The 14,355-nt window shown below is 53.6% G+C and carries 14 protein-coding genes; 4 read left to right on the top strand and 10 right to left on the bottom strand.

Annotation, left to right across the window (positions count from 1 at the left end):
- Window positions 1-17: 17 nt before the first annotated feature.
- The 6 genes from NQ495_RS04425 to NQ495_RS04400 all read right to left on the bottom strand — a co-directional run bounded on the left by NQ495_RS04425 (window position 18) and on the right by NQ495_RS04400 (window position 4,295).
- Entirely contained in the window at window positions 18-962 is a 945-nt protein-coding gene (locus tag NQ495_RS04425; RefSeq protein ID WP_009134162.1) for a PstS family phosphate ABC transporter substrate-binding protein, read from the bottom strand.
- A 12-nt stretch (window positions 963-974) separates the two neighbouring features.
- Window positions 975-1,208 carry a hypothetical protein gene (locus tag NQ495_RS04420; protein ID WP_009134163.1) on the bottom strand — a complete coding sequence of 78 codons (234 nt, stop codon included), beginning with the start codon at window positions 1,206-1,208 and terminating at the stop codon, window positions 975-977.
- A gap of 99 nt (window positions 1,209-1,307) precedes the next feature.
- Entirely contained in the window at window positions 1,308-2,126 is an 819-nt protein-coding gene (locus tag NQ495_RS04415; RefSeq protein WP_009134164.1) for an energy transducer TonB, read from the bottom strand.
- Between the two features lie 32 nt (window positions 2,127-2,158).
- Window positions 2,159-2,815: an ExbD/TolR family protein gene (locus NQ495_RS04410; RefSeq protein ID WP_009134165.1), complete on the bottom strand. Its 657-nt coding sequence runs from the start codon at window positions 2,813-2,815 to the stop codon at window positions 2,159-2,161.
- Between the two features lie 29 nt (window positions 2,816-2,844).
- Window positions 2,845-3,453, bottom strand: a complete 609-nt coding sequence (locus NQ495_RS04405; protein ID WP_040294518.1) for an ExbD/TolR family protein — start codon at window positions 3,451-3,453, stop codon at window positions 2,845-2,847.
- A 23-nt stretch (window positions 3,454-3,476) separates the two neighbouring features.
- The gene (locus NQ495_RS04400) at window positions 3,477-4,295 is read right to left on the bottom strand and encodes a MotA/TolQ/ExbB proton channel family protein (RefSeq protein WP_009134167.1); all 819 of its coding nucleotides are present in this window, start codon (window positions 4,293-4,295) and stop codon (window positions 3,477-3,479) included.
- Window positions 4,296-4,634: 339 nt separating this feature from the next.
- Between NQ495_RS04400 and gpmA the strand changes: the two genes are divergently transcribed.
- The 4 genes from gpmA to NQ495_RS04380 all read left to right on the top strand — a co-directional run bounded on the left by gpmA (window position 4,635) and on the right by NQ495_RS04380 (window position 8,818).
- The gene (gene gpmA, locus NQ495_RS04395) at window positions 4,635-5,384 is read left to right on the top strand and encodes a 2,3-diphosphoglycerate-dependent phosphoglycerate mutase (RefSeq protein WP_009134168.1); all 750 of its coding nucleotides are present in this window, start codon (window positions 4,635-4,637) and stop codon (window positions 5,382-5,384) included.
- Window positions 5,385-5,456: 72 nt separating this feature from the next.
- Window positions 5,457-6,425 carry a bifunctional methionine sulfoxide reductase B/A protein gene (locus tag NQ495_RS04390; protein ID WP_050808024.1) on the top strand — a complete coding sequence of 323 codons (969 nt, stop codon included), beginning with the start codon at window positions 5,457-5,459 and terminating at the stop codon, window positions 6,423-6,425.
- Between the two features lie 249 nt (window positions 6,426-6,674).
- Window positions 6,675-7,730, top strand: coding sequence for a Rossmann-fold NAD(P)-binding domain-containing protein (locus NQ495_RS04385; RefSeq protein ID WP_009134170.1), 1,056 nt, complete (start codon window positions 6,675-6,677; stop codon window positions 7,728-7,730).
- A gap of 191 nt (window positions 7,731-7,921) precedes the next feature.
- Window positions 7,922-8,818, top strand: coding sequence for a diaminopimelate dehydrogenase (locus NQ495_RS04380; protein ID WP_009134171.1), 897 nt, complete (start codon window positions 7,922-7,924; stop codon window positions 8,816-8,818).
- Window positions 8,819-9,095: 277 nt separating this feature from the next.
- Here NQ495_RS04380 and NQ495_RS04375 read toward each other — a convergent pair whose 3' ends face one another.
- The 4 genes from NQ495_RS04375 to NQ495_RS04360 form a co-directional block, all read right to left on the bottom strand.
- On the bottom strand, window positions 9,096-9,686 hold the full coding sequence (locus tag NQ495_RS04375) for a hypothetical protein (RefSeq protein WP_009134172.1): 591 nt from the start codon (window positions 9,684-9,686) through the stop codon (window positions 9,096-9,098).
- Between the two features lie 32 nt (window positions 9,687-9,718).
- Window positions 9,719-11,044, bottom strand: coding sequence for an L-fucose:H+ symporter permease (gene fucP, locus NQ495_RS04370; RefSeq protein ID WP_009134173.1), 1,326 nt, complete (start codon window positions 11,042-11,044; stop codon window positions 9,719-9,721).
- 170 nt (window positions 11,045-11,214) lie between these two features.
- Window positions 11,215-11,898 (bottom strand): ABC transporter ATP-binding protein, encoded by a 684-nt coding sequence (locus tag NQ495_RS04365; RefSeq protein WP_009134174.1) that lies wholly within the window; start codon window positions 11,896-11,898, stop codon window positions 11,215-11,217.
- A 50-nt stretch (window positions 11,899-11,948) separates the two neighbouring features.
- Window positions 11,949-14,267, bottom strand: coding sequence for an ABC transporter permease (locus NQ495_RS04360; RefSeq protein ID WP_009134175.1), 2,319 nt, complete (start codon window positions 14,265-14,267; stop codon window positions 11,949-11,951).
- Window positions 14,268-14,355 lie beyond the last annotated feature (88 nt).

Raw genomic sequence — 14,355 nt, 5'->3', positions numbered from 1 at the left:
TTTGAGTTTTAGATGTTTTAGAGATTTTCACGGACGTTCACCAGCCGGATCGACTGGGTGGCGGGAACGATGCCTGATTTTAAGATGATACGCTGTCCGCGGTCCGAGCTTATGAAAGTGGTGAAGCCGGAGGCCAGTCCGCTTTTGGGATCTGTCAGCAGGATGTATACATCGCGCGTAAGCGGATAGCGCCCCAATGCCAGATAAGCTTGGAACGGTTTGCAACTGTTGGCGACCATCGCCGGATCTTCGCGGCTGAGACGCATGACGTTGATTCGGTCCGAGAACGACAGGTTCGTCGAGTCGCCCTTGTTGCCGATCCAACTGACGCCGATCACTCCCAGTGCATTCGGGGTTTTGGCGACATAGTCGATTACCTGCGGGTTGTTGCCCTGGGCGCTGAGACCTTCGTAGAGGGGCGCGCCGCCGCAGAGCGAATCGATCGCGTAGCGGACCGTACTGGAGTTGGCATTGTCGAATACCACCTGAATGTCGCCCAGTTTGCTTTGCGGGTCGAGTTCCTTCCATTTGGTAATCTTGCCGGTAAGGATTTTTGTCAGATTCGGCAGCGAAAGCATTGAATCCGTATTCTGTTTGTTCGTGATCAGCGCGATACCGTCCGTCGCGATCTTGATCTCTTTGGGAAAAAGTTTTTTCTCATTGAGCGTGTTGATCTCGGGCTGGGTCAGTTTGCGGGTGCTGACGGCCAGTCGCACGCTGTCTTTGATCAGCAGGTTGATCGCTTCGACCTCGCTGGTATATTCGGGAATGATCCCGGCGGCGGGGTAGAGCCCTTCGAAAACGTCGATCTCCTGCTGGATGAGCGGACGAAAACTTTCGTCAGCACTGATTTTGATGACACCGCTCGATACGGTATCGGTAGGCTGTTTGCTGCGGTTGCGGCACGATGAAACCGCCACAGCGACACACAGCATCAAAACGATTGCGGCATTCCTTGACATGGCATTGCTGTTTTATTCGTTATCCCGGTCAGTGGCTTTTACCTGCCGGTAAAGCCTGTAGACTCCGTAAAGCAGGAATACGCCTCCCATGACGTAACGTACCGTGGGTGACATTCTCTCGGCGAGCACCCTGGAAAAAAGGAACATATAGGCCATTCCCAGATAAAATACGAGCATGAATATCCCGAAGATGTACATCATCAAAGCTCCCCGTGAGCGGGCTGTCCTGTTGTTTCCGTTTTCCATACTTTGTGCCTCTGTTTGCAAAGTTAAAAAAATACCGGGAATCCTTTGTGTGGAAAGCCACAAAAAAGGATGCCCGGTATAATAAATAAGCGTTGTTTCTTATTGCAGGATCTTAAACGTTACCGGAACGCGGTAGTATACGGGGACCGATACGCCGTTGTGCTTGCCGGGAATCCATTTGGGCATGGATTCCACCACGCGTACGGCTTCGCGGTCGCAAAGGCGGTCGAGACCGGCCAGGACCTGCACGTCGCTGACTGAACCGTCCTTACCTACTACGAACTGAACGATAACACGGCCCTGAATATTGTTTTCAAGGGCGGCCTGCGGATATTGCATGTTGTCGCGCAGGTATTTCATCAATTCCTTGTCTCCGCCGGGGAACTGCGGCATCTGTTCTACCGAGTGGTAAATCTCCTGTTTTACTTCTTTTACAGGTTCCTTAACCACCTCGCGGATGTCTGCGATGTCCTTACCGTGGATATCGTCGGTACCTTTGATATCGGCGATGGAGATTGCGGTTTTGTTGAGGTTCAGGTCTTCCTGGGTCTTCATTTCATCCTCTTCGCGTACCTCTTCGTCCTTCTTGATCACCGGCGGGGTGAACTTGATGGAGCTTTTGAGGGGAGGAGGAGGAGGAAGATCCGGTTTCTTGATCTCTTCGGTCTTTTCTTCCGGAGCTTCGAGGTTGGTCAATTCGGTAACTTCGGTCATGACTTCCTTTTCTTGCTTCGGAACGACGATCTTGAGCAAAGCGGGAAGCGAGAATGCGATCAGAACGAAAATCATTACGATAATCGTAGCCTTGTTGTGCCGTGACGGAGACGTTTGACGCATCTCGTAAGCACCGTAGGCTTTGTTTTTGCCTTCAAAAACCAACTCGCACCATTCCCTCGAAGTTAAATCTATTTTAGCCATTTCTTTCGGTTTAAATGTGTGTCGTTAGTTGGTTATTTGGATCGGTCAATGTTCTTGGTCAGCTCGCCTTTGCTTGCCAGGTTGTCCAACAGGAACGTGTCGCCTTCGGTCATATCGACGATCGCATACTTGCTGATGTTGCAAATCTGCATTTCGTCGAGTACGTCGATCAGGTTCTTGTAACTGGCGTCGTCCGAGGCCTTGATCATCACGATCGGAGAGGTTTTCTCGTTCTTGCGCAGTTCTTTGACTTTTTCGTCGTACTGCTCTTCGGTCAACTTGTGTTCTGCCTTATCCTTTTTCAACTGGTTCATCTCGGTGACCACCTCGCGGTTGCGGTTGAGCAGCAGTTCACGCAGCCCGTCCGCCTCGTATGAGGTCTCCTTGAGGGAGTTGTAGTCCTCGTAGTTCGGTTCGCCAGTATAATAGAACAATTGGTTATCTCCGCCCAGGATGACGGTGATTGCACGCGAAGCCTGTACTTTGTTCTGCTCCTCTTCGGTGACTTTGTCGTTGGAGGGCATACTGATTTCCATGGTCTGCGGCTTGCTGAGGGAGGTACACAACATGAAGAAAGTGATCAGCAGCATGTTCATATCCACCATCGGGGTAAAGTCCACGCGGATGGTCATTTTCTTCTGTTTGCCTTTCTCCTTCCCTCCGTTATCTTTTGCTTGTACTTCAGCCATAGCTTTTCTTACTTTTAATCGATTAACGTTTACATGTCTTCCGACACGACTTTCAGGGAAGTGATCAGGTTATAACGGTTCTCCCGGATATCCTGCAGAGACTTCATGATGTTTTTGATCTGAGCGTAAGGAGTGGTCTGGTCGGCCTTGATGGCGATCCGCAGGTCGCGGTTTTGTTCGCGGGCCACCTTCACCCATTCCTTAAACTGGTTGTCCGTGCTGTCCGTGGGAATACCCAGCGAGGGCAGGACAGCATCCTGCTTATCGGAAGGCAACGCCAAAAAGTCCTTCATCTTTTTGATGGGCACACCAAAAGAGTTGGCCAGTTTGAATTTGCCGACTTCCGCTGCCGTGAAGGATACGCCGTACTGTTCACCCATCTTCTCCAGCACTGCCGCACGATCCTCCTGTCTGTCGAGGCTCATGAAGACCTTGCCTTTGGAATCGACCAGGATCTGCAGGATGTTCGTATCGGGGATCTTGATCTCCGATACCGAACCCGGCGTACTCACCTGGACCGGCTCCTTCTGGATGAAGGTCGACGTCAGCATGAAGAATGTAAGCAAAAGTACAGTCACATCGCTCATGGCGGTCATGTCGATGAACGTACTTTTTCTTTTTACTTTTACTTTAGGCATAGCTAAACGTATTGGTCGATGGGTTATTTATGTGCTACAGCGTAAGCCGAAACGATCGTGAAACCTACTTCGTCGATGCTATAAGTGAGTTTGTCGATTTTGCTGGTGTAGTAGTTGTAAGAGATAACGGCGCAGGCACCGGTTGCGATACCGAAGGCGGTATTGATAAGGGCCTCGGAGATACCGGTCGACAGGGCGATCGAGTCAGGAGCACCTGCGTTGGCCAGAGCGGCGAATGCACGGATCATACCGATAACGGTACCGAGCAGACCGACCAGGGTACCCAGCGTGGTCATCGTAGCGATAACCGGCAGGTTCTGCTCCAGGGTGGGCAGCTCCAGTGCGGTAGCCTCTTCGAGACGTTTCTGGATCGCAGCTACGCTCTGTTCTTTGTTCAGGGTTTCGTCTTTCTCTACCTGAGAATAGGTCTCAAGAGCCGACAGAACTACGTTGGCAACCGAACCGCGCTGTTTTGCGCAGAGTGCACGGGCGCCTTCCAGGTCGTTTTTCTCGAGGCAGTCTTTCACGTTGCGGACGAACTTGGTCAGGTTACCGCTACCGTTGGCTTTGCGGATGGCGAACCAGCGCTCAACGCTCAATACGAGTACGGTGAGGAACAGGGTCTGCAGAACCGGTACGATGACACCTCCTTTATAGATAGTACCCAGCATGTTGCCCGGCAGCGGATGGTTGTTGGGGTCGTTGTTCATGAAGTTTGCGGGGTTACCGAAAACGAAGTTGAACAGGCACACTGCGATGATGAAGCAGATCAGCAGAACGATACCGGCAGAACGTACGCCGCCAACAGAATTCTTTGCAGGTTTTGAAGATGTTGTTTTCATGTTTTAAGTATTGTTTTGGTTTGGTTTGGTTGTTTGGTTTTTTGTTTGTTGAATTCGGAAGTTCAGGTTCATCCGTTTTCCCCGAGGCCGGGCGGGCGGTTTTATGTTAAAAAAACATACAATCTGTTCGCTCTTCTAGTGAAAATCGCACAATATGCCCCGGGTTTAACTTTAACCGAGCCAAAAGTAATTCTTTTTTTTGAAAAAACACAATCCACGGGTTGTTTGGACAATGTTTTTTTAATTTAACGTTAGTCTCGGCAAGCCTGTGGCATCATAAATGATAGATGTTAACGTTTACTTATTATAGCAGATATTCTACAAAATAAAGAGTGCCTTATGAAAAAAATCGTCTTACTGCGTCACGGCGAAAGCCTGTGGAACATGGAAAACCGGTTTACCGGATGGACCGATGTCGATTTGACTGCCAAAGGCGAAGCCGAGGCTTATACGGCGGGGGAGCAGTTGCTCGCCGATGATTTCCATTTCGACAAAGCTTATACTTCTTATTTGAAACGGGCGGTACGTACATTAAATTGTGTGCTCGACCGGTTGGATCAGGAGTGGATTCCGGTGGAGAAGAGCTGGCGGTTGAACGAGAAGCACTACGGCCAGTTGCAGGGGCTGAATAAAAGCGAGACGGCCCAGAAATACGGCGAAGAGCAGGTGCTTATCTGGCGCCGCAGCTACGATATCGCGCCGGCGCCGCTGGGTGAGGACGATCCGCGCAATCCGCGCTTCGACATCCGCTATCGTGACGTACCTGCCGCCGAATTGCCGCGAACCGAATCTTTGAAAGATACGGTCAAACGGATTTTGCCCTATTGGAACGATGTGATTTTCCCTTCGCTGAAACATCACGACCAACTGCTTGTGGTGGCCCACGGCAACAGCCTGCGCGGGATTATCAAACACCTGAAGCATATTCCGGACGATGAGATCGTGAAGTTGAACCTGCCTACCGGGGTTCCCTATGTGTTCGAGTTCGACGACCGTCACCTCAGGCTGGAGAAAGATTACTTCCTTGGCGATCCCGAAGAGATCAGGCGCAAGATGAATGCAGTGGCATCGCAAGGTAAGAAAGCATAATTATACCGTATGCGGTTTATTCTGGTATTGTTATTCGTTTTGGGACCGTTGGGTCCCGTAAATGCGAAGATTATGAAACCATTGACCCCGGAAGAGCAGCGGGTAATCCTGCACAAGGGGACGGAGCGCCCTTTCTCCGGTAAATACGAAAACCACCATGAATCGGGGACGTATCATTGTCGCCGGTGCGGTGCGCCGTTGTACCGTTCGTCGGACAAGTTCGATTCCGGTTGTGGCTGGCCCAGTTTCGACGATGAGATTCCCGGCGCTGTTAAACGGGTGCCCGATGCCGACGGCCGGCGGACCGAGATCGTCTGTGCCCGTTGTGGCGGCCATCTGGGCCATGTGTTCGAGGGCGAACGGTTCACACCGAAGAATACGCGCCATTGCGTGAATTCCATTTCGCTCGACTTTGCTCCTGCGGAACAGCCTGTCGCACTGGTTTCGGAGATCGTTCCGGTCGGCGGTACGGCTGCAGTTCCAGCCGGATCCGGTGCCGCGGGAGGCGGCGTGGAGTTGCCTTCCGGGCCTGCAGGCGCGAAAGAACAGGGGGAGAAACGTGCCGAAACCGCAATCTTTGCCGGAGGGTGTTTTTGGGGAGTCGAATACATGATGCAACAGGTGCCGGGCGTGATTTCTGTCGAGTCGGGCTACACGGGAGGCCACGTTCCCAATCCCACCTACCAACAGGTATGTACCGGGCGAACCGGCCATGCCGAAGCGGTGCGGATCGTGTTCGATCCGGCAAAAACGGATTATGAGACGCTGGCGAAGCTGTTTTTGGAGATACACGATCCGACGCAGGCCGGTGGCCAGGGGCCCGATGTGGGTGACCAGTACCGTTCTGAAATCTATTATGCGTCGCCCGGACAGCGGGCCGTGGCAGAACGGTTGCTCGACACCTTGCGCGCAAAAGGCTATAGCGTGGTCACGCGGCTTACGCCTGCATCGGTTTTCTATCCGGCTGAGGCGTATCATCAGGATTACTACGAGCGCAAAGGCACGCTTCCCTATTGCCACAAGTATACGCGGCGGTTTTAGCTGGTTGCGGGCCATGCCGGGATATGGTATGGTCCGATAATCAGGAATGGGACAGGCCGGCCCGGGTAAATTGCCCGGGCCGGCCTGTTTTATAACATATCCTGTCCGGTACGGCATGTCCGGGACGGTGGGTAAATTGGCCGGACAAATGGGAAATGTCAAAAAAAATGTATCTTTGTTCGATTCTTTGTGCAAAGTTTCGGTTTTGCACTGGAAACACCGGTTTTGAACCCGCCACACAGGTTGTCGATGACCGAAAAATTGCTGCAATATCTCGAATCCCATTATGCGCCGCAGGATTACCCCGTGATTCGCGCGCAATACAACGATTTCCAGGGCCGCCGACCGTTTGCCGGATTGAGGATATTGGAGGCTACCCCGTTGTTTTTTAATACGATCGCCAAATTCCTGCCGCTGATGGCGGGCGGGGCGGAGGTGACCTTGTCGCATATCGGCGGGGTGCCGTACGACCCGGCATTCATCGGATGGGCCGAAGCTCAGGGAATTCGAATCGCGACGAACAAGGAAGAGGGTTTCGATCTGGTTTCCGACTGCATCGGCCTGCACAGCGACCTGCGCCCCAAATACGGTTTCGCCGAACTGACCCATTCGGGGATCGGTTACTATGCCGATTGCGATAAACCCTGTTTCAATACCGACGGCAGCCGGATCAAACGGATCGAAGGTGCGCTCGGAACGGGCGACGGCCTGATCCGTGGCCTGCAGGCGTTCGGTCTGGGGGTGGAACCGTCCCAGCGTTGGCTGCTGTTCGGTTTCGGAAAGATCGGCAGCGGTGTGGGCATGCGGCTCAGGGCGGCGGGTGTTCCGGTCGAAGTGGTCGAGGCCGTTGCGGTGCGCGGGCGGCTGGAGAACACTCCGGAGGGGGATTTCCCCTTCGTGGATATGGAAGATCCCGATGCGGTCGTGGCGGCGGTTCGCCGTGCGACGCATATCGTGACGGCCACCTCGGTTGCGGGTGTGATCGGCCGCCGGTATCCTGTGGAGCCGTTTCTGGAGGGGCAGGTGTTGGTCAATATCGGCGCCGAGGATGAATACGGCCCCCTGTTCCCGGAGCAGAGCGTGCTGAACCGCAAGGTGGCGGTGAATTTTGCGCTGGAGGAGCCGACGCATCTGCGTTATATCGAAACCACTTTCGCGTTGCAAAATGCGGGACTGGAGTGGATCTTGAACCATCCTGAAGCGCGGGGAATCGTGGTACCGCCGGAACCGATGCAGGAGTCGTTGCTGGAGATCGTGCGCCGGGAGGGGGGCATTGCCGGGGAGTTGCGGCTGATCGGGCTCTGAACCGGGTGGACTGCTTTCCGGGAGGAGCGGGCTAGGTTTGCATCCGGTGGAGATTTTTATAGCCGAGAGTTTCCCGATGAGGATCCCTCCCGGGGCGCAACCGGTCGTCGGGGTTCGGGGCTAAATTCCCTCGGCTGGACATGACGATGTTGAAACGATAAAACCGATACTAAACAGATAAAATACGAACGATGAAAAAGATCAAAGCAGCCGTAGTGGGTTACGGCAATATCGGCCGGTATGTGCTGGAAGCGTTGGATGCAGCGCCCGATTTTGAAGTGGCGGGCGTCGTGCGCCGTGATGCGTCGAATGTGCCCGACGAATTGAGAGGGTACCGTGTGGTCGATTCGGTCGAGAAACTCGAAGGGGTCGATGTGGCTGTGCTGTGCACACCGTCGCGCAGCGTCGAGGAGCAGGCCGGGAAGATCCTCGCGCAGGGGATCAATACGGTCGACAGTTTTGATATCCACACCGACATTGCCGGCCTGCGCAGCCGACTGACGCCTGTCGCTAAGGAACACGGTGCCGTGGCTGTCATTTCGGCAGGCTGGGATCCCGGCAGCGATTCGGTCGTGCGTGCACTGCTCGAGGCCTGTGCTCCGAAAGGGTTGACTTATACGAATTTCGGCCCCGGCATGAGTATGGGCCATACCGTGGCGGTAAAAGCGGTCGACGGCGTGAAAGCGGCTTTGTCGATGACGATTCCGACCGGGACGGGTATCCACCGCCGGATGGTCTATGTCGAATTGAAGGAGGGATACGATTTTTCGAAAGTGGCCCAGGCGATCAAATCCGACGACTATTTCGTGCATGACGAGACACATGTGATGCAGGTAGAGTGCGTCGATGACCTTCTCGACATGGGACACGGCGTGAACCTGACCCGCAAAGGGGTTTCGGGCAAGACGCAGAACCAGCGTTTCGAGTTCAACATGTCGATCAACAATCCTGCGCTGACCGGGCAGATTCTCGTTTCTGCGGCCCGGGCGTCACTGGTGCAGCAGCCCGGCGTCTATACGATGATCGAAATTCCGCCGATCGACTACCTGTACGGCGAACGTGAAGCGCTGATCCGGCGGTTGGTGTAACCTGCTTCGTGCGCATCTCCTGATCGGGATGTCTGCGGATGTTCCTGAGTATTGCTGGATATTTCTCGGGGTATCCTTGATATTGGGAGGTGCGCATGAGGAACGTACCGGAACAGAATATGACCAGGTCCGGTATGTGCGTTTCGTAGCACTGCTTCAGGACAATAATAGGAACGACAAAAACGATAAAAGCAAAAGCGATCCCCCCCGGGATCGCTTTTTGCTTTATGGCTATGCCGGACGGAACCACGCATGCGGCAATGTCCGAATTCGATATTTACCGTTTCGGGCGCGATTTCATTTTTGTCCGCAATGCTTTTTCTGCGGCAGCGCTCCAGTACCCGCAGTCCAGTTCGATGAATACCGACGAATAGGGAATGGTTGATTCGGTTTTCAGTACCACGGTGGTAAAGAGTTTCGATGCCGTGTCGATCTTCGAGAAAACCTCTTCGTGCAGGATCGTGTTGACCTGGGCGTCCTGCAGGGCCTGGAAAATCTCGGTACGGGCCTGTTCCGCTCCCGGGCAAAGGTCGTCCGAAAGCGAATTTAACTCGAGATCGGTGTAATAAACCGGCTTGACGTGCGAAGCTTTTTCAAGCATCCGGACGAGCTCGCCGAGTACGGGACGCATCGGCTCGCCGGTGTTGATCGTGACGATGCCCGGCGCGCTTTGTAACGGGAAAGCTTTGTCCACGACCAGAATCCAATTGCGGTGGCCCAGTTTGGGCAGCAGTTGTTCAAATTCTTTTTTCCACATAGTATCGGCGGCTTGTGTATTCGTGATTGCGGGGGGAACAGACGCTTCTTTCGGTTGATGATGGCAGCCGAAAAAGAGCGAACCCAGCGCGCAAATAATTAAACTTTTCATATGGCAGGCGGCAGTAAGGTGGAACCGGAGCGCTATGCCTTAGCTGCCGTTCTTCTATCGCGGTGGTGGATCGTATGGCTCCGGTAGCCGTACACGATGATAACCAGGAAACAGATCAGGGGCAGGATAAACGATACGTTTACGGCCGGGAGGCCGAACAGCATCCCCTGGTCGATGATCGCAGCCTGTGCAGGAGGCATGATCGAACCGCCGAGGATAGCCATGATCAGGCCCGCAGCTCCGAATTTGGCATCGTCGCCCAGCCCTTCGAGCGCAATGCCGTAGATTGTCGGGAACATCAGCGACATACATGCCGATACGCCTACCAGGCAGTACATCCCGTTAATGTTCTGAAATCCGATTACGCCTGCGGTCAGTGCGGAGCCTGCGATGGCGAATGTCATCAACAAGGCCCCCGGCGAAAAGTATTTCATCAGGAACGTACATATGAAGCGGCTTACGCAGAAGATTGCCATCGCCACGATGTTATAACGCTGCGAAAGCACCTCTGCGGCTTGTTCTTCCATGCCCGTTTGGGTGAAAACCCGCGTTCCGTACTGGATGATGAATGTCCAGCACATGATCTGTGCCCCGACGTAGAAGAACTGTGCGATCACTCCTTCGCGGTAGCGCGGGATGGCCCAAATGCGCTTGAGCACGCGCCCGAGGTTCATCGAGTGGTCTTTATCGCCGTTTTTCGGCATTTTGGTGAAAAATATCAGGAAGAAAAGAGCCAAAATAACCAATCCTACAATCACATAAGGAGTGATCAGGACATTCAGGTCGGCGGCTTTGACCGCTTCGAATTCTGCGTCCGAGAGTTGTGCCCGTTCCGCCGTGTCGAGCGGGCTCATTCGCGCCTGGATGAATTGCATCGCGCAGAACATGCCCAGCAGCGATCCGATCGGGTTGAACGCCTGCGAGAGGTTCAGCCTGCGGGTAGCGGTCGATTCGTCGCCCATGCTGAGGATATAGGGATTCGAACTGGTTTCGAGGAACGAGAGTCCGCAGGTGAGGATGAAGTAGGCGATCAGAAATGGAAAGTAGAGGCCGGTTTTGCTGGCCGGGATAAACATCAGTGCACCGCATGCATAAAGGGCGAGACCGACCAGGATTCCCGATTTGTATGAGAATTTCCTGATGAACAGCGCCGCTGGGAAGGCCATTGCGAAATAACCGCCGTAAAAAGCCAATTGCACGAGTGCGCCGTCAGTGGTGCTCATGCGGAAAATTTTGGAAAAGGCCTTCACCATCGGGTTGGTGATGTCGTTGGCGAAGCCCCAGGCGAAAAAGAGGGAGGTGACCAGAATAAACGGCACCAAGACCGCACGGGATACCAGTTTAGGTTTCGGGTTCATGCAAATTGGACGTTAAAGGTTCGGTTAAAAGTTTTTTGGCGAAAGCAAATGTAACCGAAACAACTTGTTTTAACAAGCAAACCGCCCCGAAAAGTGAAGAAAAAATCACTTTCCGGGGCGGGGGCGGTTTACCGCGGACCGGCCTTGCGGCCGGAATTACGACCCGCAGGCTACAGCCGGTTCTTGATGTCGGTTACGATCTCGCCGTCGAAGAGGTTGACCACGCGGTGCGCGAACGACGCGTCGTGCTGCGAGTGGGTCACCATCACGATCGTCGCACCGCTGTTGCGGTTCAGGTCTGTGAGCAGGTCCATCACCTCTTTGCCGTTTTTCGAGTCCAGGTTACCGGTGGGCTCATCGGCGAGGATCAGTTTGGGACCTGCCACCACGGCGCGGGCGATCGCTACGCGCTGTTGCTGACCGCCGGAAAGCTGCTGCGGGAAGTGTCCGGCACGATGGCTGATGTTCATGCGGCTGAGAATTTCGTGTACCATCTCTTTGCGTTTGGCCGCTTTCACTTTCAGGTAGATCAACGGCAGTTCTACGTTTTCATAGACATTCAGTTCGTCGATCAGGTTGAAGCTCTGGAAGACGAATCCGATGTTGCCCTTGCGGAACAGGGTACGCTCTTTTTCTTTCAGCCCGCCGACCTCTTTGTCCAGCAGGTAATATTTGCCTGCGGTGGGGTTGTCCAGTAGGCCGAGGATATTCAGCAGCGTCGATTTGCCGCAGCCCGACGGCCCCATAATGGCGACGAATTCACCCTCTTTCACTTCCATCGAAACGTTGTTCAACGCGATCGTCTCGATCTCTTCCGTGCGGAAGGTTTTGCTCAGGTTTTCGATCTTTAACATGATGTTTGGTTTTAAATGGTTATGGATTCAATATCGTTTGTTTGCAAATGTTACCGTTTGATGGCATCCACCGGATTGCTGTTGGCGGCCCGCCAGCTTTGGCCGAAGACGGTCGCCACTGCGATGGCCAGCGCGGTCAGTCCGGCCAGCGCGAAGATCGTCCAGCTGAGCGGGATGCGCAGGACGTACTGCGAGAGCCAGTCGTGCATCAGGTACCAGATGACCGGTACGGCGATGACGAAAGCGGCCAATACATAGCGGACGAAGTGAAGGACCAACCGTTGCAGCACTTCCCGGTTCGTCGATCCGAAGACCTTGCGGACGGCGATCTCCATCGAACGCTGCCGGATGAAATAGGTCGCCATGGCGAGGATACCCAATGCCGAAATGAGGATGGCTACCAGCGTGAAACCGAACAGGATATCGGACATCCGCTGCTGGGCGGCGTATTGTTGGTGCATAACGTCGTCGAATGTTTTGTAATCAATTGGCATTCCTCCCGTATATTCGTTATACGCCTGTTTGATCTTCTGGAGTGTTGTAATCGAATATTCGTCTGTCAATTGGATGACGAAGGCCCAGCACCATTCTTTTTCAGGCAATGGTTTGATGACGCAGGGCTGGGGGTGATGGGTAAGGTCTTGATACAGGAAATCATAGATAACTCCGGCAATTGGACTCTTAAGGTATTCGCAGTAAGACGCATTGTCGGGGAGTTCCAATTCTCGCATAGCCGTTCGGTTGAGCCATATTGCATTCTGTGCAAAATTCCGGTTGTCTTGTATCTTTCTGAAGCCCATGAGACCGACATAGGTACTATCTCCTTCGAATATTTCCAAATGAATTGGTTTGTTGTGCCATACGCCTGATGAATTGTTGTTGGCGAACATAGGAACCCCGCGTACCCGGGAGATATTTTCCACTCCGGCGATTTGCAGCAATCGGTTTTTTAATCCTGAGGCTTGATAGCCGTTCATATTCTGGATAGAGAGGTAAAGTTTGTTTGCGGTGTCGAAACCCAGGTCGGCATGCAGCATCATGTCGATCTGGCGGGACATGGTCAGCGTGCAGCCCAGCAAAACGATCGTGATCAGGTATTGGAACCCGATCAGAATTTTGTTGTAAACCATTTTGGTCTTGTGCCGGAAACTCCCGCGGACCACGTCTATCGGGCGGGCCCGTGTGATGACAGAGGCCGGGATTACTCCCGTCAGCAGGCCCAGCAGAATGATGGCTACTACCCCGATTCCCAAGTTGCTTGCCGAGAAAAGATTGCTTACCGAAATATGGGTTTGAAGGATACGGTTGAAAATAGGTTCGGCTATGCCGGCCAGCAGTAGTGCGATCAGCAACGAAAGGATGCACAGCAGAACGGATTCGACGATCAGCCGGGTGAAAAGCGCTTTGCGTGAGCAGCCCAGCAGGCGCCGGACGGCCATCTCCCGGGCCCGGGATTCGGATTGGGCTGTCGAGAGATTGATGTAGTTGATTACGGCGAACAGCAGGATCAGCATGGCTACGCTGAAAAACGTGTTGATCAGCGTTTTGCTGCCGATCCGGATCTGTTCGCTCGCGTATAACGGATTGGATAGGTAAACTTCGGTTAGGGGAATGATTGTCAATTCACGGGCATGGTCGTCTTTGTAGGGCCAGTAGTAGGTTTTGAGGTGCGAGAGCATATCCGGCATCTTGGCCGACAGGTCGGCATGCGGTTTCAGCATCAGGTACAGCGGGAACGAAGCACTGGCGTATCCGCGTTTCAGGACACCGTCCCACCCGTAAACTAAGGGTGCCCATTCTTCAAAAGAGAGCATCACGTCCGGAGTGACGAACTGGCTGTTGCCGAACGGCCGGAGAATTCCCGTCACCGGGACGCTTTCGCCTTTGATCGTAACGGTTTTGTCGAGGTAATCCCCTTCGGGGAACAGGTTGCGCGCGAACGATTCGGAAAGGAGCGCCCCGTTTTTCGACCGCAGGACTTGGGCGGTATCGCCTTCTGCGAGTCGGAACGAGAACATCCTGAAGAAATCGGGGTCGCTCAACAGTATCTTTGCTTTCAAGTGGCGTTCTCCAGTTGTTGCGACCTCATCCGTCTCAAACAAGCGGACGTAGGTTTCGATCTCCGGGTAACGCGCTTTCAGGTCCCGGCCGATCAACGGGGCGAAACAGGCGTCCGTTTCGTCGCACAGCCGGAATATCCGCTCTTTGTTGGAGTGGAACTGATCCACGGCGTATTCCTGACGGGTATAGGTGACCAGCAGGATCACGAACATCAGCGAGATGGAAAATCCGAAGATATTGATCGCCGTATAGAGCTTGTTGCGGCCCAGAAAGTTGAGAAATGCCCGGAAATCGAAGATGGTTTTCATGGTCTTGGGTAGTTTAGGCCGTAGTGTATTCGTTTTAGTTAATGCGGGGGCGTGTTTAGTGCGTGTTCGGTGTAAGTTCGCCGGCAGC

The organism is Alistipes indistinctus YIT 12060, assembly GCF_025144995.1.
Taxonomy (GTDB): Bacteria; Bacteroidota; Bacteroidia; order Bacteroidales; family Rikenellaceae; genus Alistipes_A; species Alistipes_A indistinctus.
The sequence above is the reverse complement of the archived record's forward strand: the minus strand, read 5'-3'. Positions and strand labels throughout refer to the sequence as shown.

Coding starts and splice junctions, on each gene's coding strand:
- NQ495_RS04360 (WP_009134175.1), bottom strand. CDS start 14,267: ATGAAAACCATCTTCGATTTCCGGGCATTTCTCAACTTTCTGGGCCGC.
- NQ495_RS04385 (WP_009134170.1), top strand. CDS start 6,675: ATGACCGAAAAATTGCTGCAATATCTCGAATCCCATTATGCGCCGCAG.
- NQ495_RS04380 (WP_009134171.1), top strand. CDS start 7,922: ATGAAAAAGATCAAAGCAGCCGTAGTGGGTTACGGCAATATCGGCCGG.
- gpmA (WP_009134168.1), top strand. CDS start 4,635: ATGAAAAAAATCGTCTTACTGCGTCACGGCGAAAGCCTGTGGAACATG.
- NQ495_RS04405 (WP_040294518.1), bottom strand. CDS start 3,453: ATGCCTAAAGTAAAAGTAAAAAGAAAAAGTACGTTCATCGACATGACC.
- fucP (WP_009134173.1), bottom strand. CDS start 11,044: ATGAACCCGAAACCTAAACTGGTATCCCGTGCGGTCTTGGTGCCGTTT.
- NQ495_RS04410 (WP_009134165.1), bottom strand. CDS start 2,815: ATGGCTGAAGTACAAGCAAAAGATAACGGAGGGAAGGAGAAAGGCAAA.
- NQ495_RS04425 (WP_009134162.1), bottom strand. CDS start 962: ATGTCAAGGAATGCCGCAATCGTTTTGATGCTGTGTGTCGCTGTGGCG.
- NQ495_RS04365 (WP_009134174.1), bottom strand. CDS start 11,898: ATGTTAAAGATCGAAAACCTGAGCAAAACCTTCCGCACGGAAGAGATC.
- NQ495_RS04415 (WP_009134164.1), bottom strand. CDS start 2,126: ATGGCTAAAATAGATTTAACTTCGAGGGAATGGTGCGAGTTGGTTTTT.
- NQ495_RS04375 (WP_009134172.1), bottom strand. CDS start 9,686: ATGAAAAGTTTAATTATTTGCGCGCTGGGTTCGCTCTTTTTCGGCTGC.
- NQ495_RS04400 (WP_009134167.1), bottom strand. CDS start 4,295: ATGAAAACAACATCTTCAAAACCTGCAAAGAATTCTGTTGGCGGCGTA.
- NQ495_RS04390 (WP_050808024.1), top strand. CDS start 5,457: ATGAAACCATTGACCCCGGAAGAGCAGCGGGTAATCCTGCACAAGGGG.
- NQ495_RS04420 (WP_009134163.1), bottom strand. CDS start 1,208: ATGGAAAACGGAAACAACAGGACAGCCCGCTCACGGGGAGCTTTGATG.